This window comes from Clostridium transplantifaecale (assembly GCF_900626075.1).
GTDB classification, from domain to species: domain Bacteria; phylum Bacillota; class Clostridia; order Lachnospirales; family Lachnospiraceae; genus Otoolea; species Otoolea transplantifaecalis.
This window is the reverse complement of the sequence record NZ_UYZY01000002.1, coordinates 514,993-534,120: the sequence shown is the minus strand read 5'-3', so window position 1 is coordinate 534,120 and position 19,128 is coordinate 514,993. Positions and strand designations below refer to the sequence as shown.

The 19,128-nt window shown below is 45.8% G+C and carries 19 protein-coding genes; 18 read left to right on the top strand and 1 reads right to left on the bottom strand.

From position 1 onward, the window contains the following. Nucleotides 1–2: 2 nt before the first annotated feature. From EJL91_RS08070 to EJL91_RS08030, 9 genes are all read left to right on the top strand, one after another. Nucleotides 3–182 (top strand): Flp1 family type IVb pilin, encoded by a 180-nt coding sequence (locus tag EJL91_RS08070; protein ID WP_125141444.1) that lies wholly within the window; start codon nucleotides 3–5, stop codon nucleotides 180–182. Further along, complete coding sequence (locus tag EJL91_RS08065; protein ID WP_243125279.1) at nucleotides 182–2,122, top strand: DUF5702 domain-containing protein; 1,941 nt, start codon at nucleotides 182–184, stop codon at nucleotides 2,120–2,122. Before EJL91_RS08070 ends, EJL91_RS08065 begins: the two co-directional genes overlap by 1 nt. Nucleotides 2,123–2,336: 214 nt before the next feature. Continuing rightward, a complete protein-coding gene (locus EJL91_RS08060) occupies nucleotides 2,337–3,170 on the top strand; it encodes a hypothetical protein (protein WP_125141443.1) in 834 nt (277 codons plus the stop codon). 13 nt (nucleotides 3,171–3,183) lie between these two features. Further along, nucleotides 3,184–3,618, top strand: coding sequence for a hypothetical protein (locus EJL91_RS08055; RefSeq protein WP_125141442.1), 435 nt, complete (start codon nucleotides 3,184–3,186; stop codon nucleotides 3,616–3,618). Nucleotides 3,619–3,737: 119 nt separating this feature from the next. Next, nucleotides 3,738–4,172, top strand: coding sequence for a hypothetical protein (locus EJL91_RS08050; protein ID WP_243125278.1), 435 nt, complete (start codon nucleotides 3,738–3,740; stop codon nucleotides 4,170–4,172). Nucleotides 4,173–4,187: 15 nt separating this feature from the next. Next, nucleotides 4,188–5,933, top strand: a complete 1,746-nt coding sequence (locus tag EJL91_RS08045; protein ID WP_125141441.1) for a DUF6382 domain-containing protein — start codon at nucleotides 4,188–4,190, stop codon at nucleotides 5,931–5,933. 130 nt (nucleotides 5,934–6,063) lie between these two features. Then, complete coding sequence (locus EJL91_RS08040) at nucleotides 6,064–6,693, top strand: rhomboid family intramembrane serine protease (protein ID WP_125141440.1); 630 nt, start codon at nucleotides 6,064–6,066, stop codon at nucleotides 6,691–6,693. Nucleotides 6,694–6,695: 2 nt separating this feature from the next. Then, complete coding sequence (locus EJL91_RS08035; RefSeq protein ID WP_125141439.1) at nucleotides 6,696–7,118, top strand: HIT family protein; 423 nt, start codon at nucleotides 6,696–6,698, stop codon at nucleotides 7,116–7,118. A gap of 9 nt (nucleotides 7,119–7,127) precedes the next feature. After that, a complete protein-coding gene (locus tag EJL91_RS08030; RefSeq protein ID WP_125141438.1) occupies nucleotides 7,128–7,676 on the top strand; it encodes an RNA polymerase sigma factor in 549 nt (182 codons plus the stop codon). Here the strand turns inward: EJL91_RS08030 and EJL91_RS08025 are convergent. Continuing rightward, nucleotides 7,666–8,733 carry an undecaprenyldiphospho-muramoylpentapeptide beta-N-acetylglucosaminyltransferase gene (locus EJL91_RS08025; protein ID WP_125141437.1) on the bottom strand — a complete coding sequence of 356 codons (1,068 nt, stop codon included), beginning with the start codon at nucleotides 8,731–8,733 and terminating at the stop codon, nucleotides 7,666–7,668. The two genes, EJL91_RS08030 and EJL91_RS08025, sit on opposite strands and share 11 nt — an antisense overlap. Nucleotides 8,734–8,966: 233 nt before the next feature. Here EJL91_RS08025 and EJL91_RS08020 point away from each other — a divergent pair, with 233 nt between their 5' ends. The 9 genes from EJL91_RS08020 to EJL91_RS07980 all read left to right on the top strand — a co-directional run bounded on the left by EJL91_RS08020 (nucleotide 8,967) and on the right by EJL91_RS07980 (nucleotide 19,100). Next, nucleotides 8,967–9,785 carry a hypothetical protein gene (locus EJL91_RS08020; RefSeq protein ID WP_125141436.1) on the top strand — a complete coding sequence of 273 codons (819 nt, stop codon included), beginning with the start codon at nucleotides 8,967–8,969 and terminating at the stop codon, nucleotides 9,783–9,785. 2 nt (nucleotides 9,786–9,787) lie between these two features. Continuing rightward, nucleotides 9,788–10,312: a DUF6147 family protein gene (locus tag EJL91_RS08015; protein ID WP_125141435.1), complete on the top strand. Its 525-nt coding sequence runs from the start codon at nucleotides 9,788–9,790 to the stop codon at nucleotides 10,310–10,312. 224 nt (nucleotides 10,313–10,536) lie between these two features. After that, nucleotides 10,537–12,318, top strand: a complete 1,782-nt coding sequence (locus EJL91_RS08010; RefSeq protein ID WP_125141434.1) for a sigma 54-interacting transcriptional regulator — start codon at nucleotides 10,537–10,539, stop codon at nucleotides 12,316–12,318. Then, entirely contained in the window at nucleotides 12,293–12,808 is a 516-nt protein-coding gene (locus EJL91_RS08005) for an N-acetyltransferase (protein WP_125141433.1), read from the top strand. The genes EJL91_RS08010 and EJL91_RS08005 overlap by 26 nt, the downstream gene beginning before the upstream one ends. Nucleotides 12,809–12,850: 42 nt before the next feature. Then, on the top strand, nucleotides 12,851–13,399 hold the full coding sequence (locus tag EJL91_RS08000) for a DUF6933 domain-containing protein (protein WP_125141432.1): 549 nt from the start codon (nucleotides 12,851–12,853) through the stop codon (nucleotides 13,397–13,399). Nucleotides 13,400–13,761: 362 nt separating this feature from the next. Then, on the top strand, nucleotides 13,762–14,961 hold the full coding sequence (dpaL, locus tag EJL91_RS07995) for a diaminopropionate ammonia-lyase (protein ID WP_125141431.1): 1,200 nt from the start codon (nucleotides 13,762–13,764) through the stop codon (nucleotides 14,959–14,961). Nucleotides 14,962–15,009: 48 nt separating this feature from the next. Continuing rightward, nucleotides 15,010–16,194 carry a YgeY family selenium metabolism-linked hydrolase gene (locus EJL91_RS07990; RefSeq protein WP_341466988.1) on the top strand — a complete coding sequence of 395 codons (1,185 nt, stop codon included), beginning with the start codon at nucleotides 15,010–15,012 and terminating at the stop codon, nucleotides 16,192–16,194. Between the two features lie 55 nt (nucleotides 16,195–16,249). Then, complete coding sequence (gene hydA / locus EJL91_RS07985) at nucleotides 16,250–17,674, top strand: dihydropyrimidinase (protein WP_125141429.1); 1,425 nt, start codon at nucleotides 16,250–16,252, stop codon at nucleotides 17,672–17,674. Between the two features lie 28 nt (nucleotides 17,675–17,702). Next, nucleotides 17,703–19,100, top strand: coding sequence for a cytosine permease (locus EJL91_RS07980; protein WP_125141428.1), 1,398 nt, complete (start codon nucleotides 17,703–17,705; stop codon nucleotides 19,098–19,100). Nucleotides 19,101–19,128: the final 28 nt, after the last annotated feature.

Below are 19,128 nucleotides of genomic sequence, written 5' to 3'. Positions count from 1 at the left end.
GTATGAGATTAAAAAATGAAGTAATGGCGTTCTGGTACGATGAGAATGGGGTAACTGTGATCGAGATAGTTCTGCTGCTCGTGGTGGTGATCGGCCTGGTTCTGATTTTTAAGACCCAGATTAATACACTGCTCAACAATATATTCAAACAGATTAACAACAAGTCGAAGGAGGTTTACTAGTGCTGCATTGCATCAGGCGGCATTTAACTATAAAACAACCGTGTTTTGGGAAGGTACCCGGGTCGGCAGACGGAAGCATTACCGTATTTTTAAGCCTCACATTAACCTGTATCTGTGCTCTCATGGGAGGACTTTTTGAATCTGCCAGGACAGCGGGAACAGGATGGTATATGCAGATGGCTCTCGACTCTTCCCTCGACTCCCTGATGAGTAAATATCACAGGGATGTATGGGAGCAGTACAGGATCTTTGCGCTGGAATTCGAGGATGCTGAGGGGCTGGCTGCGGAGATGGATCCGTATCTGGAGGGCTATTTTAATTCTGCGCCGTTTTATCCGGTTGGGGACAGGGAACTGAGCGTTTCAAAGATTACAGGTATTGCGGAGGAGGAAGGCCGCTGGTTTGAGAAGGAGATACTTGATTACATGAGGCTCGGGGTCTGGAACATGGAAAAAGAACCGGGGGCGCTTAAGGAGATGGCGGATGGAATAAAAGAGGCTGAAAGTCTGGGAGCCATTGCGGAGGAATATCAGGAAAACGGCAGGCGCCTCCTGGAACTGGAACGGATTGTGGAGGAGATTGGAGAAAACCTGAAAAAGCAGAGAGAGTATCTGGAGAAAGGAAACAGGCAGCTTGAAGACGGAAATAGTTCCGGATTCATACGTACGGCCGAAAAGCTGGAACGGGAGCTGGATAAAATCCCGGCTCTCGTGCGCAAATATGAGGAGAAGGCGGAGGAACTGAAAACAGTGGTCAAAGAAACGGAACAGGGGGCGGAGGAACGCCGCAACGACCTGCAGCCCAAGACCTGGGAGCTGGTGACGGAAGAGATGGACAGCTACCGTTCTTATACCGATAGTGAGGGAAGCAGACGGAAGGAAGTAAAACAGACGGAAACGACGGCCGGGGAGAATAAGGAGATCGTCAAAGCCGCGATTCAAAAGGCGGAGGAGGTTCAGAAGTATATAGATTCCTGGGAACCGGATGACGACGATGATGAGCTGGATGAAGAACGTCTTTGGAGAAAGGTACTCACAGTAACCGCCAGATTCAGAGTGGATACCCGGTTTGAGAAAACAGGAATAAAAGACAGGAAAAAACTGAACGTCCTGGAATCACTCAGCCGTCTGGCAGGCACTGATTTACTGTCAATTGTTGTACCGGAAGGAAAAGAGGTGTCCGGGGACAGAGTGGATACATCACAATTTCCTTCGGTCACGGAACTAAGGGGCGGCCAGGGTGGTGAGAAAGAGGAGACAGGAGGCAATCTTCTGAATACGGCGCTGATTCATGAGTACGCTGCCGCGTTTTTTACCAGTTTTCTTTCAGAGCAGGAGCGGCCGGTAAAATATGAGCAGGAATACCTTTTGTCTGGTAAGGATACGGACCGCGGGAACCTGAAGGCGGCCGTGAACAAAATCATAGCGGTGAGGGAGGCAATGAATCTCTTATATCTGCTGGGGAATACAGAGAAAAGGGCTGAGGCGGAGCAACTGGCGATTGCCATAACCGGCACATCGGGGCTTGCACCGCTCGCAGCGGTCACAACCTTCTTTATTCTCACTGTATGGGCGCTGGCTGAATCTATTGAGGATGTAAGCATCCTTTTAAAGGGAGGAAAAGTGCCTTTTATAAAACAGAAAGATGATTGGAAGGTTTCTCTGTCGGGCTTAGCCGGGGAAGGGACTGCTGTTTTAGGTAAGGCGGAGGATTCCGGAAAAGAGGGGAGAGGATTTGATTATCAGGCATATCTTAAGCTGCTGCTTCTGCTGGTCGGAAGAACGCAAAAGGAATACAGGATGATGGATATGATACAAAAAAACATAAGAATCAACCAGCCCGATTTTCTGGTTAGAAAGTGCGCCTGCCGTTTGGAGGCGGAGGTGAAAGGCCGGGGAGTCCTGATACCTGTGAAGAAACGGATTGTAAAGGCATATTAGGATTAAAGGGAAACCGGAAATAGGCTGCATCATTACGGGGCGGAGTACAATGCCCTTTTCAGAAATCAGATCCAGAAAATGTGCCTCTCCAAGTACACCTGATAAGTCTCCGAGCTTCTTTACATATAGAATGCCATGGATATTATATTCCTTATAGTCTGATTCTGAAAAGGGTGTTGTACTCCGCCCCGTAAAGGCAGGGGGTGAAAAAAGAGTGACTGGTAAAATACATGAATACGGCTTTGAGGCCAGCCTGACCGTTGAAGCAGCCTTAAGCTTTACTATATTCATATTTACCGTAATACTCCTCGCGGTTCCGATGGAATTGCTGGATACGCAGAGAAAAATACAGATGGTACTGGAGACAACGGCCAGGGAGATGAGCCAGTATGCGTATATCCGCTACCGGCTTTCAAAGGGAGAGGAAATCCGTGACACAGAAAACGGGGAAGAACCTTCGGATATTTCAGGATTTTTTGCAGAGGGGGCGGCGAAAACATTGCTTGCCGTTAAAATCGGAAAAGCAGCGGGGGAGGGAAAAATCAGTAATCTTGACGTTTCCGGTACGAGGATTTCAGAGGAGGGGGAGGAAATCAGCCTGCAGGCAAAATACAGGCTCAAACTGCCGTTCAGCGTTTTCATACTGGACAGTGTTCCCGCGGCCTCCGGGAGCTTTAAGAGAGGATGGACGGGAAGTGAAGGAGGACGAAATTCCCACCGGAATCAAGAGGGGGCTCAAAATGAGATTATGGTTTATGTGGGGAGAACCAGAACAAGATATCATATGTCCCCTGACTGTCATTACATATCGAACGATATTATATCATTGCCATGGGACAGCATTGGAGAACAAGTCAGCAGCAGCGGGACCCATTATAAGCCGTGCAGTGTGTGCGGAAAGGGAGCCGGCACGACTGTTTATGTAATGCCGAATGGAAAGTATTATCACAGCAGAAAGGACTGCTCTTCAATTGTATTTTACGTGCAGAAGGTACCTCTATCCGAGGTGGAATATCTGGGGGCCTGTTCTTACTGTGGAAAAAAATAGGGGGAATGAGTACATGGAGCTGATATACAGCATATTTTTACTGACGTCTGCCTGGTATGACCTGAAGATAAAAAAGATTCCCGTGTGGATTTTTGGTGTGTTTGGGAGTGCAGGACTATTAAGTCTGTTTTCGGGTTCGGGAAATGGATGGGCAGGAATGGCGGCATTTTTGCCCGGTATTTTGCTGCTGATTCTGACCGTCTGCACAGGAGGGGCTGCCGGAGCCGGGGATGGTTGTTTTTTTATAGTGTCCGCCTGTTATCTTGGTTTATCACAGACGGTTACACTTTTTATCTGCAGTGTTCTGTTCTGCGGAACATGCAGTCTGGGAATGGCGGCCTGGGGCTTTACACATGGCATCAATGCCGGAAAAATGCGTCTGCCGTTCATTCCATTTGTTATTCCTGCCTGGCTTTGGCTGATGTTTTGCAGGATAGCGGTGGGATAAATGGTGTTTAAGGGGGAGTTAATACTATGGTGAAAAACAAGAACAAAATGAAGAGTAAAATGAAGAATCAAATAAAAAATCGAATAAAGGAACGAATAAAAATACGAATAAAGAATCAAGTGAAAAATCAAGTAAATAAAAAAGCCGGGAGAATAAAAAACACAAGAATAAAAACCGGGATTCTCTGTCTGGAAGCAAGTCTTACGGTGGAAGCGGCCTTGGTCATGTCGGCTATGTTCCTGTTCATTGCATCGCTGTTAACAGGCGTGTTTGAGATTCATGCTCGTGTGACGGGAAACATGGTTTTACAGGAGGCTCTGGAACGGTATGTTCATTTGGAGGAAGAGGAGGAAGGACAGACGGCACGGGAACTGGAAATAAGGGCACAGCAGGATTACCGGGGGTATTTTTGGTGCAGTGGTGGCCGTATTGCTTTGAGGGAAGCAGGAAACAGGCTTGAAGGTGAGGCAGGGGGGAAAACAGAGACAAGCATATCGGTCAAAAAATTTGATCCTGAGAATTTTCTCCGGCTGCTCAGGGCAGCCGGAGTTTAGGTGGGGGAATGACAGGTGGAAGTTCGTTATCAGAGAGAGGTAAATCATAACTACATGATATTAGATGCTCCCGGCCAGGGAGGGGGATATGAGTGCCGCATGCTTGCGGCAAATACCATTAAAGGTCTGTTAAAGTTCAGAGTAAGACAGTATGAGGAAAAAAGGGAATTTTATTATGAGATAACATCGAAGCAGCCATTAAAAAGGCTGCTGGAACAGAGAAAAATAAGCGGAGGGGAGCTCCGCTCTCTTTTGCTGGGAATTTCTGCTGTGACGGTAAAGATAGAGGAATTCCTTCTGAAAGAAGAGCAATTACTCCTGGATCCGGATTTTATCTATATTGATCCCGACAGCTTTGCAGTCTATCTCTGCCTCCTGCCCGGGTATTCCTGTAACTTTCCAGAAGTCCTCTCAGGACTTTTGCAATACCTGTTAGAAAAGATAAACCATCAGGACAGGGAAGGCGTTGTCATGGCATATAACCTGTATCAGGAGAGCCTGCGGGAGAACTATGGAATGGCGAATTTGCTTCGGCACCTGACAGGAACCGGGGATGCTGTCTTTGGAAACCGGGGAGAAGGCGGAGCGGTAAAAAGAGGCGGACCCGGGTATACAGGACGGGTTGGAGGACTCTGTTTGCCAGAAAACAGTTTTGAGGAGCATGATACAGAGGAACATAGAGCTCGGCAGCAGGATAGGGAAATGTGTTCACAAATATCACATATGAAAGGAACTTATTTAGCCGGCTCAGGTAAGGAAGCGTCATGTATGGAGGGACTTTATACAAAAGGGCTTTTTTCAGAAAGCTCATATGCTGGGGAACCATATATAGATGCATTGTATACGAAACCGGCACATACGAAACCTTCTCATATGGAAGATTCCTGTATGCCATCACCTCATCAGAGAGAATTCTGCCCGGGACGCCCCGGAAATGAAAAATGCCATATGGAGAAAAACGAGACCGGGGGACAGGAACGGGGCAAAAAGGGCCCAAAGAACATACAGACGGGAGAAAAAACGGAACAAGGTCGAGGCCGCATCAGGATAAAAGATTGTCTGCAGGTTTTAGTTTTTTTAGCAGGAGCCGTGTTTGGAGTCTGGTATTTTACTGGAACAGAGGGGCTTGAACGATATGGGTTATGGCTTGCAGCAGGGGCGGTGATTATTTTTATTGTGAAGTTTCTGTCGGCATACGTTAAAGAAGAGCCGGGAGTTGGAGACACTAAAATTTCAAATAAAAGTCCTACCCGTCGGATGACCGGAAACAGAACAGAAAAAGCAGAAGATCGGATCCGGTATGACGAACAGGATGCAATAGCGGGGGCTGAGTTCCGCCTCCGCCCTGAAAGTGAGGAGGAATACCATCAGAGAATGATGGAAGAAAGAAAACGGGAAGAGCAGCATTCGCGGGAGGAGGGGACGGCCCTTCTCTCGGAGAATGCCGGGCAATCAGCAGGCCCGGTTCTCGTGAGCATGGGGGAGAATGAGAACAGCATTGAGATACCCTACCTGCCATTCGTAATTGGGAAACATGCTGAACTGGCGGACTTTTGTCTCTCTCGTCCCACAGTAAGCAGACTGCATCTTCGGATTGACAAAAGGGAGGGCGTATACATCGTAACGGATTTGAATTCAACCAATGGAACGGCGGTGGAGGGATACAAGCTACAGGCGAATGAGACAGTGAGTATCCGGGATGGTGATATAATTTCAATTGCAGAGGTAAAATACCGGTTCGCAGAAATGCAACAGGGTTAAAAAAGCGTTACAGATAACTTAAAAAAGATGTAGAAAAATGTCGATTTACATCAATACGGAGTTTTTCAAAAATACCATAGAAGAACGGTAATTGCTGTGCTATAATAGTGCCATTGAGGGATGTGCCAATATGAATAATTATAGAAAAAAAGCATATGTCAACGGAACTATTATAGCAGTTAACGTGATTTATTTTCTTTTCCTGGAGATAACAGGCTCTACATTAAATACGGGGTTTATGGTTGAGCGGGGAGCTATGTACGCACCTCTTATATTGCGGTACAAGGAATATTACAGACTGCTCACTTCTGTTTTTATGCATTTTGGAATTGGCCACCTGATCAATAATATGTTGGTTTTATTCGTTCTTGGGGACAACCTGGAACGGGCGTTGGGCAAGGTGAAGTATCTTATATTTTACCTGTTATGTGGTGTAGGGGCCAATATCGTGTCTTTGGCTGTCAACATAGGTAGAGGGTCTTATGTTGTCTCGGCTGGAGCATCGGGGGCAATTTTCGGTGTTGTAGGCGGACTTGTGTATGCTGTGGCTGTAAACAAGGGACGTCTGGAAGATCTGAGCACACAGCAGTTGATGATACTGGTTGCAGTAACACTCTATCACGGTTTTACGAGTGTGGGAGTAGACAATGCTGCGCATGTGGGCGGCCTGATAATTGGTATTTTTCTGGGCATGATTTTTTATAGAAAGCCCGGTAAAAATAAAAGATGCATATATAATGCAGAAAATAAGGAGTGGTGAAAATGACAGATAACAATTGCATTTTTTGCAAAATCGCAGGAGGGGAGATACCATCAGCCACAGTGTACGAAGATTCAGATTTTAGGGTAATTCTGGATCTGGGTCCGGCATCCAGGGGACATGCCCTGATCTTGCCAAAAGAACATTTTAAAGATCTCTGTGAACTGGATGAATCAGTCGCAGCAAAGGTGCTTCCGTTAGCCGGTAAAGTCGGAGCAGCAATGAAAGAGGTTCTGGGATGTTCAGGATTTAATGTGGTGCAGAACAATGGGGAGACAGCAGGACAGACAGTTTTTCATTTTCATGTGCATATCATTCCAAGATACGAAGGCGGACCGGCGATGGTTACTTGGACGCCGGGGAATGCTGATTCAACGGAACTTGCTGAAATTAGTGACAGCTTAAAAGAAGCAATGAAATCATAGGAGAAATGTATGCGGCAGGATGAACGCAGGCTTTTAAAGGAACTTTACGAAGACTACTCTGTTCCACTGAAAAGGTTTGCCGCCAGTATAGGCGTACATTATGATGACATTGAAGATATAGTGCATGATACAATTATGGGATACTATTATCGTTATCCAATGGATTGGGATGCGAAACTGAAGACAACCATACTTATCAAGATATTATACAGCAGATGGAGAGATTGCTACAGGAAGAATTCACGTTGTGTAACGAGCATCGACGCTCAGGACGAGGAATTTCTGTTCATGACTAAACTGCTTGGAGCTGACACATTAACCTATATTATGGATAATGAAATGTACCGTGAAATATGGAAACTTGTTGAGGGTATGAAGAAGGATTGGCGTGATGTGATTCTTCTCAGAGTGATACAGGAATTGTCGACAGAAGAGACATGTGAAATCCTGAACATACCGGGAACGGTTTGCCGAACCCGGTTGTCAAGAGCCAGAAAAGAGTTGCGCAAAAGAATTCTGGAAGCCGGTTTGATTGATGATGGCTATTTTAAGCGTTGATACAATCATCGATCAGATTGATGATAGTAGAAACAGCGTTATTTAGCTGGCTTTCAGCCATTTTGTCTATAAAGGCCTGGCGGTTTTTATAGGTTTCGGTAATCGCCTGCAGGAGAGAATCGCCTGTCAGCGCCTCTTCCTCCAGAACGGTGCTAAAGCCCTGCTTTGCAAAGGAATTGGCATTCAGGATTTGATCTCCTCGGCTTGCGGCAGCGGAAAGCGGAATTAAAATATTTGGTTTTCTGAGAGCAAGAATTTCACAGATGGAATTCGCCCCCGCTCTGGATAGCACGAGGTCGGCAGCCGCAAGGAGATGTCTCAGTGGTTTATCTACATATTCATACTGAACATAACCTTCTTTGCCAATCAGGCTTTCATCCAGATTACCTTTGCCACAGATATGTATAATCTGGAAATGCTCTAACAGTTCAGGCAGAATGCTGCGGACCGCTTGGTTTACTGTCACAGAACCGAGACTGCCTCCAATTACCAGGATAATCGGATGACTGGAGGACAGATGGGTATATTGCAGCCCAGCCAGGCGATCGCCGCTCAAGAGCTCTTCACGAATAGGAGAGCCGGTTAACACAGCCTTGTCTTCAGGGAGATACTTCAATGTTTCAGGAAAATTACAACAAACTTTTTTAGCAGAAGGAATACATATTTTATTGGCCAGGCCGGGTGTCATATCTGATTCGTGTATAATCACAGGGATTTTATGATGCCTGGCGGCTAAGACTACAGGGACAGCTACAAACCCCCCTTTTGAAAATACAACGTCAGGTTTGAATTTTTTTATAATTTTCAGGGCCTCTGCATAACCTTTGAGGACTCTTAGGGGATCAGAGAAATTTTTGATGTCAAAATAACGGCGGAGTTTTCCGGACGAAATTCCGTCATAGGGAATACCAGTTTCCTCAATCAGACGGCGTTCGATCCCATTGTAGGAACCAACGTAGCGTACTTCAAATTCTTCTTTTTGAAGAGACGGAAGAAGGGCAAGATTGGGGGTGACATGGCCGGCTGTACCGCCTCCGGTCAGGATGATTTTTTTCATAGGGTTTTCCTCCATAAATTTAACCGTCCGGCAAACTCAACTTCCGAACAGTGGAATGTTGTCTGCAGCGACAGGCCGCAGGACGACTAAACTATTATACTAAATTATTATTTATATTAGTATAGTAAACTTAAATGACAAAAAGTCAACCCCAAAGCCAGGGAAAGCGGCGGGAAAAGCCATGGAAAAAAATAGAGATTATCATATAGCTATGATTAAGCAGGAGGCAAACAGTGAGCAAGGACCGGGACAGACACAAAACAGAATATGATTTGGATCAGCTTCTGAAAGAGTCATTTAGAATGGACGATAAAACGCTCCTGGAGAGGTTTCAGCGCGCACAGACTGAAATAGACGATAGCCAGATACCTCCGGAACCAGAAGATGGTTTTGAACGGTTGTTGGAAAAAATAGAGCCGAGATACACCAGGGATAGCATGCCTGAAAAGAAATTCAAGAAGATTCGCAGGCTTAAGCCGATTTTTAAAGTTGCTATGGTGGCAGGAGTTGTTGTGATGATTTTGTTGGCGACGACTATTACTGCTGGGGCTAAGAAGTATTTTGTTTATAGGAAGACAGTTAGGCCGAGTTTTAGGAGTGATGTAGTTATAGATAATGATAAAAACAAGACTGATGCTGGCAGATTAGAAGAAGCTTATAATGAGATAAGTGAGAAAACAGGAATAAATGTAATACGGTTGGATCAAGTTCCACCAGAGTTGATTTATCAAAAAACAATAATTAATGGTGAAATGGCCACGATGATTTTTGATTATAAAGGTAATTCCTTTGACATCGTGCAAACAACTAAAGATTCTGAGAATTCTGTAAATATTATTTCTGATAGAAAATTTAAAGAAAAAGAAGATGTTTATAATAAATGGCTGAATAGAGAAGTGGAAATTCAAAAAGCACAGAGGAAAACAGGAGATATTGAGTACAGTTCAGAGATAATTATAGGAAATTCGTATTACTATTTAACTGGGGTCATGGAAAAAGAAGAGTTTGCTAAAATAGTACAGAATGTTTATATAGAAAAGGAGTCACAATAGAAATGAAAAATAAATGGACACGATTGTTGATTATTGTTGCTGTACTCACATTGCTTAATGTAATTCCGGCATATGCATCGGGGGTATTCTATTGGAATGGAATGGAAATACAAGATACCGGTGAAGAATCAGTAATTTTGCCGGAAGAAGTAACACAATCTACAGGCCAGGCAAGAGGAGAGGTCATATCTACAGGAATACTCAATATTAAAAACGAAGGGAAAGGAAAAGTTGCTCTAACGATTGAGACTTTAGCTCACATACAATGTGATAAAATATGTAACTCGATAACATTACAAAAATGGAGTGAATCAGCAGAAGACTGGGAGCAAGTGGGCCGATATGAGTTTGAAGCGTTACAAGAAAATCAACCAGATGAGGAGCTGAGATATTTGATAAACGGTGTGGATGTTGAAAATTTGGAACCCGGAAAATATAGAGCCCGAGGACTCCATGCAGTTTATTTCAAAGCAGGATATGAGTCATTTTCTTCGAAAACTAATGGTGTGCAGGTAACCAAATATTAATAATATTATATAAAAGCTGTCGCGGTATTGACGCGGCAGTTTTTTAGTATTAATTTATAATACTAAATTGAGTAATTACATTTTTGGGTATCTGTCTTTAAAAGTTTATTGACATTTTACCCTATTGAAAATAAGATAAAGATATTAATTTTCAACTAAAAACCAACCTGTTTTTACCCAACCACCCCCATAAATCTCCCACTTCACAAGAAAGGACCTCCCTCATGCCAAGCATCCTCCTAGAAATCCAAGAAACAGTAATGAAATATGCAGATATCATGTCCAAGATCGCCCAGGTGGAAGTAGAGGTTGTGGATAAGAACTTATTCCGTGTAGCAGGAACAGGGCTTTTCAAACAGCATGTAAATGAGGATATGGCTCAGGAGGGATATGTCTATGAACACCTGCTCCGTACGGGAAGTGTAGAGATTATTTACAACCCGGGCAAGGAGCAGTTGTGCCAGAAATGTCCGAAGAAGGACAGCTGCAGTGAAGAAATTGAGATTTCCATGCCCATCCGGCTGGGTGGTGAGATCATTGGGGTAATTGGCCTGGTAGGAAGCAGCCTGGAGCAAAAAGAGCGGGTTCTTTCCAATGAAAAGATGTATCTGGATCTTCTGGAACAGATTGCGGATTTCATTGCAGTGAAGGCAGGGGAACTGACGGAGTCCAAAAAGAGGGCGGTGTTGCTGGATGCCCTGGACTGCGTGATTAACCATGTGGAGAAGGGCATTTTAATTCTGGGCGGCGATAATGTTGTTACGATGGCAAACGAACCGGCCAAACGGCAGCTTTCGATCGATATGCCGGAGGGGCAGATGGCGGTTGTCACACCGACCGGTGATAACTTCAGCCATCAGAATGAATTTAAGGTGCTGTTAAATGACAAGGAATATTATGTTATGGGCCATCTCTATGATCTGGATCAGGATCCCAGACGGTACTCCAAGGTACTGATATTTGAGAGCACCAGGGCAATGCAGGAGAGGTTTTATGAAATTACGAACACAGTTAACCCGCTCAGTACATTTAATATTATAGGAACCAGCCCACAGACACTTCAGATGCAGGAAGAGATTAAAAAAATAGCGAGGAGCACCTCCACCGTCCTGATTACCGGAGAAAGCGGAACGGGCAAGGAGCTGGTGGCGACTGCCATCTGGAAAGCGAGCGACCGGAGGGAGAACCGCTTTATCGCTATCAACTGCGGAGCGATTCCGGAACCTCTTCTGGAGTCGGAGTTATTCGGATATGTGAAAGGCGCATTTACCGGCGCGGATCCAAACGGGAGAATGGGTAAATTTGAACTGGCTAACAAAGGCGTTATTTTCCTCGATGAGATAGGGGATATGCCCCTGTATCTTCAGGTTAAACTGCTGCGGGTGATCCAGGAACGCAAAATCATCCGTATCGGCTCGAATCAGGTGATTCCCATTGATGTCAGGATCATTGCGGCGACCAATAAAGATTTGAAAGAGATGATGGCAAACAATAAATTCAGGGAGGATCTTTATTACCGGCTGAATGTCATACCGCTTAAGATTGCCCCATTAAGGGAACGGCGTGAGGATATTAAGGATTTGGTTTACTATTTTGCCAACCGCTATGCCAGCCTGTTTGATAAGAATCTCTTAAAAATCTCCGAGGAGACTATGGACCGCCTGTATGAGTATCCATGGTACGGAAATATCCGTGAGCTGGAAAATACGGTTGAATTTATGATTAATATGATGGAGGAAGACGGCGTTCTGGATACGAGGACGCTGCCGGCTAATATTTGGGAACTGCAGACGGAAGCGGGGAACGTTATACAGGAGGACACGGCGTTACAGGAAGCAGTGATTCCTCTCAAAGAACTGGAACGCAGTGAAATTCTAAAGGCTCTGCGTCTCTGCGGCAATGACACGGAGGGGAAAAAACAGGCGGCAAAAAAACTGGGAATTGGACTGGCGACTTTGTACCGGAAAGTGGAGGGAATAGATGATACGTCTGGCAAAATACGATGATTTAGACAGAATAATGGAAATTTACCAGGAAGCAAGAAATTATATGGAGGCCAACGGAAATCCGGACCAGTGGGGGAAAAATCATCCGCCGAGACAACTTCTGGAGGAAGATATCAGAAAGGGCGAACTTTATGTGTATACGGAAAATGATGAGGCTCTGACAGAGGATTTAAAAATGGCTCAAATACACGGAGTGTTTGCCTTCATCATTGGCCCTGACCCAATTTACACTTATATAGAAGACGGCGCGTGGCTCAATGACGAGGTTTATGGAACCATTCACCGCATCGCCGGGGATGGTGTGGCTAAAGGGGTATTTGAGAAGTGCCTCGATTTTTGTAAATCTCAAATTGCCAACCTGAGGATCGACACACATCACAATAATCTCACCATGCAGCATCTGGTTGAGAAAAACGGTTTTGAGAAATGCGGTATTGTTTATATGGAAGACGGAAGTCCGAGAATTGCATATCAGTATTTGGCCGGATGACGGAATATTACGCAATGTTACGGAACATTAAGGAGGTGAAAGATGCAGTTAGGGATCACAATACCATTGCAGAAAGCGTTAAAGCTCCCGAAACAATCATATGGAGAGCCGGAAGATTTGTTTTTCTGCTGGGAAGTTCATAGGGTTAAATATGAGGGCTGCAACACTCTGGTAGCGGTAAACGCCAATAACCGGTTTGGGATTGTTATGAGCGGAATAAAAGCATCGGAGTGGAAGAACCTCCCGAAGCTGGTGGAAGAGGGGATTGAAGCCGGATTGTATATGGAAGGTTATTCTCAGAAGGAGATAGACGCCTACTTCAATATTGCAGGACCACCTGTATTGACGAAGACGCACGGAAGAAAACCGGTAGCAGGGTTGAATAAAGCAATTGAATATATGTACTATGTACCTGAATCCCTGGATAAGCAGAGGAAATTTCAGGCGGCGCACTGCTGGCGGATGAACAGGGATATTTGTTCACCCAGCGGATTCGAAGATTATAATGAACCAAAGGATTTTTTCCGGAGCGATATGGAACGCATTGGAATCATAAAAAACAACAAAATAATAAAATTCCCGATACAATAAAAGTTACGGTTCCATAGGCAATAACACAACGGAATTCTCATAATGAGAAATATTAATTCTCGATTTGAGAAAAAATTCTCATTATGAGAATAAAAACCGGATAGAAATCTATCTTAATTCGCGTCAAAAAAAGAAAGAAATAGATTAAAAGCGCATTAAAATCAATTCTGAGATTTTGATGCGTTTTTATTTATGATAAAATTCACTAAAGGGCCAACATATTTAGTGGGTTCTTCAAATATAGTTTTAGATATTATGCACAAATGTAAAGAGAAAGGAGAGAAAAAGTTATGATTTGGTGTAAATGTTGGCACGCAGTTTGCTTTAAATAAAAGTGAATAAACCCAAAGGAGAGGAATGTAATGAGAGAGGAATTTAAAGTTGTTCAATATGAGCGCAAAGCAGGCCCAAAGTTTAACCTGAATTTCCTGAATCTTGAGAGTGCAAAGAAAGTAAGAAGTTTCCATGCGAGCTTTCCGGTATATAGAGAGACACCCCTGGTAGAACTGAAAAATACGGCAAAAGCGATAGGGCTTGGCAGCATTTATGTTAAGGACGAATCTTACCGGTTCGGGCTGAATGCATTTAAGGTATTGGGCGGCAGCTACGCCATCGGCAATTACCTGGCGAAACGCCTGGGCAAGAGTATTACTGAAATGCCATATGATAAACTGATTTCCGAAGAGGTCAGAAAAGATCTGGGCGACATCACATTCGTGACGGCAACAGACGGCAACCATGGCCGTGGAGTTGCCTGGACCGCAAAACAGTTACAGCAAAAATCCGTTGTATACATGCCGAAGGGCAGCGCGGAGGAACGCCTGATGAATATCAGGGCGGAGGGCGCAGACGCATCCATAACAGACTTGAACTATGATGAAGCGGTACGCCTTGCCAACACGCAGGCGGATCAGAAGGGCTGGGTAATGGTCCAGGATACGGCATGGGAAGGATATGAGGATATTCCCGGTTGGATCATGCAGGGATACAGTACGATGGGATATGAGGCATACACACAGCTTCCCGAAAAACCAACCCACATTTTCCTGCAGGCAGGAGTGGGCTCCATGGCCGGGGCTGTGGCAGGATTTTTTGCAGCGGCTTACGGCGAGGATAGGCCGATTATCACAATTGTTGAGCCAAATAAGGCCGACTGTATCTTCAGGACGGCGGAAGCGGCAGACGGAACCCTCCATTTTGTAACGGGAGATATGGATACCATCATGGCGGGGCTGGCCTGCGGAGAACCGTGCAGCATCGGCTGGAACGTCCTGAGAGATTACGCCGACAACTTTATCTCGTGCCCCGATTACACGGCGGCACAAGGCATGAGACTTCTTGGGAACCCGGAGGCCGGAGACACGAAGGTGATATCGGGAGAGAGCGGAGCATCCGCTTTTGGCTGCGTGGCAGAGATTATGAGGGATCCTTCACTTGCAGAACTGAGGACGAAGCTGAAACTGGATGAAAACTCCAGAGTGTTATTCTTCAGTACGGAGGGGGACACGGATAAAGAAAATTATAAATCAATCGTCTGGGACGGAGCATATCCCAGAAAGTAAGACACATAACAGAAAGGGCAATAACAAAATTCAAAGCAGGAGGACAGGATAATGGATAAAGAGAGAGAAGAGCAGGTGATTTCACTGTGTCAGAAACTGGTTCAGCAGAAAAGTTATTCCGGCGAGGAGAGCGGAGTGGTGAGTGTTCTATCGGAGAACATGAAGCAGATGGGATTTGACGAGGTGACAGTAGATAAGTACGGCAACATCATCGGCTGCATCAAAGGAAAAAGACCGGGCAAGAAGATACTGTTTGACGGCCACATTGATACGGTACCTGTTACAGAGGAAACAGAGTGGACTTATCCTCCGTTTGCAGCGGAAATCCATGACGGAAAGATTTACGGCAGAGGAACCAGTGATATGAAGGGCGCTGTGGCGGCAATGACATGTGCGGCTTCCAGTTACGCGAAGGATACGGATAAAGATTTTGCCGGAGAAATATATGTGGCGGGCGTGGTGCACGAGGAGTGCTTTGAAGGCGTTGCCGCCAGGGAAATCAGTAAAAACGTCCGTCCGGACTACGTAGTGATCGGTGAGGCGTCCGAGCTCAACCTGAAGATCGGACAGAGGGGAAGAGCCGAGATTGTGGTCGAAACCTTCGGAAAACCGTGCCATTCCGCCAATCCGGAAAAGGGAATAAACGCGGTCTATAAGATGGCAAAGGTCATTGAGGTAATCCGCACTCTTACACCAACCCACCACCCAGTATTGGGCGATGGAATTCTGGAACTGACGGACATCAAATCCGCGCCGTATCCCGGGGCATCCGTAGTACCGGAGTACTGCCGCGCAACCTATGACAGACGGCTTCTCGTAGGCGAGACGAAAGAGAGCGTCCTGGCCCCCATCAATGAGCTGCTTGAAAAACTGATGGCGGAAGACCCGCAGTTAAAGGTAAAGGCCTCCTACGCACTGGGGAAAGAGAAGTGCCATACGGGCAATGAGATCGAGGGCGAGCGCTTCTTCCCGGGCTGGTTATATGACAAGGACGACGAGTTTGTTCAGGACGTTTATAAAAAGCTGCAGGAAAAGGGATTTACCCCTGAAATTACACAGTACAATTTCTGCACGAACGGCAGCCACTACGCCGGTGAGGCGGGCATTAAAACATTCGGCCTCGGGCCGTCCAAAGAAAATCTGGCCCATACACTGAATGAGTACGTTGAACTTGATCAGCTTACAAAAGTAACAGAGTGCTACTATGGGGTTATGGAAGCGCTTTTAAAATAAAAGTACGATCTGCTGTTTTGAAGCAGAAGTGAAGAGTATTGAGGAGGGTTATTTTATGTATGATTTAATTATCAAAAACGGATATGTAGTATCTCCGTCGTCCACAGTAAAATGCGATATCGCCGTAAACGGAAAAACGGTTGCGGGCCTTGGAACTTATGCTGAGTCCGAAGGAAAACGCGTGATTGACGCAGAAGGAAAATACGTCCTGCCCGGAGTCATTGAGGCGCATATGCACTGCCAGGCGCCGTTCCAGGGCTGCCTCGGCGCCAACAGTTTTTATGAGCAGAGTGTCAGCGCCGCATACGGCGGCGTGACGATGTATATGGATTTTGCCAACATGGGAAAAGGCGATTCCCCGTATACACAGGCGCTTGCAAGGGCCGATGAGATGAAAGAGTCCGCCATTGACTACAGCGTTCACGGCAAGTTTGTGGAATCTACGCCGGAGGCGATTGCCGACATTGAAAAGATGGCGGACTACGGAATTCCGACCTTTAAAATGTTCATGACCTATAAAAAAGAAGGCGTTATGAGTGACGACGAGACGATGCTTAAGGTGTTTGAAAAAGCAAAATCTGTAAACGGCCTTCCGATGGTTCACTGTGAGAGTAATGCGATTGCCGAGACCAATATTGAAAAGTGCATGGCGGAAAACGACTTAAGCTGGGTGAATTTTTCAAAATGCAAGCCGGTGCTCTGCGAGGCCGAGGCATTTGCCCGGGCTGTCTATTTCCAGGAGTATGTAGGAAATGCACTGCTGGTTGTTCATACAACCAATGGAGAAGCTCTTGGCACCGCCAGAAGAGCCCATGGCAAAGGACTTCCGCTTTACGTGGAGACGGGACCTCACTATCTGACCCTGTTTGATGATCTGTACAAAGGCGAGAACGGCCATCTGGCCATCTGCTCCCCGCCACTGCGCACGCCAAAAGAGGCAGAGGAGTTATGGGAGGGCTTAAAAGACGGCACTATCCTGCTGACCGGTTCCGACGACTGTACCTTTGATGTGGATGAAAAATCTCTGTTCCTTGAAAAAAATCCGGACGGAACCTGGAAGCAGGATTTCACAAAGGTTGTTAACGGTATGAGCGGCATTGAAATCAGACTTCCGCTGATGCTTTCCGAGGGTGTGTCCAAGGGACGTATTTCCATTAATAAAGTCTGTGAACTGACGAGCACCAACATTGCAAAGATTTACGGCTGTTATCCGCAGAAGGGAATTATCGCACCGGGATCCGACGCGGATCTTGTCCTGGTGGATATGGACAAGGAGGTTACGCTCTCCAAAGACGTGCTTCACAATAACATCAGCTACTGCCTCCATGAAGGATTTAAGGTAAAGGGCTACCCGGTAATGACGATTGCAAAAGGCAGAGTCATTGTCGAGAATGGGGAATTTAAAGGGGAAAAGGGCAAAGGAGAATTTATTAAGAGAAAAATAAATCCTGCTTACCTGGAACGATACGGTCTGAACTAAAACAATAATGGGTGGAGGTTATATTCTTATGCAGAACGACAAGTCACAGAGTTTAAGGAGCCCGGAACTGCTCCCGACAAAAGACAGCGAGAGAACCCTGTCCCTGTGGGATTATACGATTCTTTGGGCAGGTATGACAATTAATATAGTAGCATTCAGTTTAGGCGCTCAGTATTTCAACGGCGGAGACGGGCTCTCCCCCTGGATGCTGGTCCTGGTGGTTTTCCTCGGCTACGGCCTTGTTACGGTTCTGACCGTTCTGGCCGGAGACATCGGAACAAAATACGGCGTTCCGTTTGCCGTATACAGCAGAGCCGCATTTGGATACAAAGGTTCCTTCTTTGCGGGACTTGTCCGGTGTGTTCCCTGTTTTTACTGGTTCGGATTCCAGACATGGGTAGGGGCAAACGCCCTCAACATGATAATGGGAATTATGTTCCCGTCCTTTAATAATGTTACCCTGATGCTGATTCTCTTTGCCGCATTCCAGATTGTCAATGCCCTTTTCGGCATGGAGGCCATGGCTAAATTCGACTGGATCGCGGTTCCGATGCTGGGCATCATGTTTGCCGCTATCGTAGTCACCGTATGTAACAAATACGGAGTGTCCATCCCCGATATTATGGGTGTCAAAGCGGCGGGCAACTATTCCATGGCATTTGCCATCTCCGGTATCGCAGGCGGATGGATTACCATGGCGCTTAACGGCCCCGACCTTGCAAGACAGATCAGACGCAGTGATAACTATAAGAATGAAGGTCTTATAAAACGTAACAAGAATGCCATTGTGGGACAGCTTGTCGGCCTTATGGCAGTCGGAATCATCGCCATGATGGTTGGTATGGCGGCAGGTATCTACACACATGAGTGGGATTTAAACAACGTGGTTTACAGCCTGTTCTCCAACAATATGCTGGTGCTTGTATTCTGTTTCATTGCCATTGCATTTGCCCAGTGGTCAACCAATACGGCAGCCAACCTGATGCCTCCCGCATACATCCTGCTGAATATTTTCCCGAAAATGAAATTCTGGATGACAACAATTGTCTCGGGCGTGATCGGTCTTCTGATGATGCCGTGGAAACAGCAGGGAGGAGACTTCCTGGTCGTAATCCAGTCGAATTTTTCAACACTTTTAGGGCCGATCATCGGCATCATGCTGGCAGACTATTTCCTTGTACGCAAATGTACGATTAACGTGGACGACCTTTACAATGTAGGCGGACAGTACCATTATACAAGCGGTTTCAATATGAGTTCAGTGGTAACCATGATCCTTTCCTTCGGCTTGTCACTGCTGGCCGGAGACTACTCCTTCTTTGCGGGTCTTGCTATCAGTGTGGTAATTTATGTTGTGCTGATGAAGAATTTTACCCTGAAGAAATATGACCAGAAATTAGGACAGGATATCCCGTTCCGGGAATAAATGACGGAAACCATGGAAAACAGAGGTG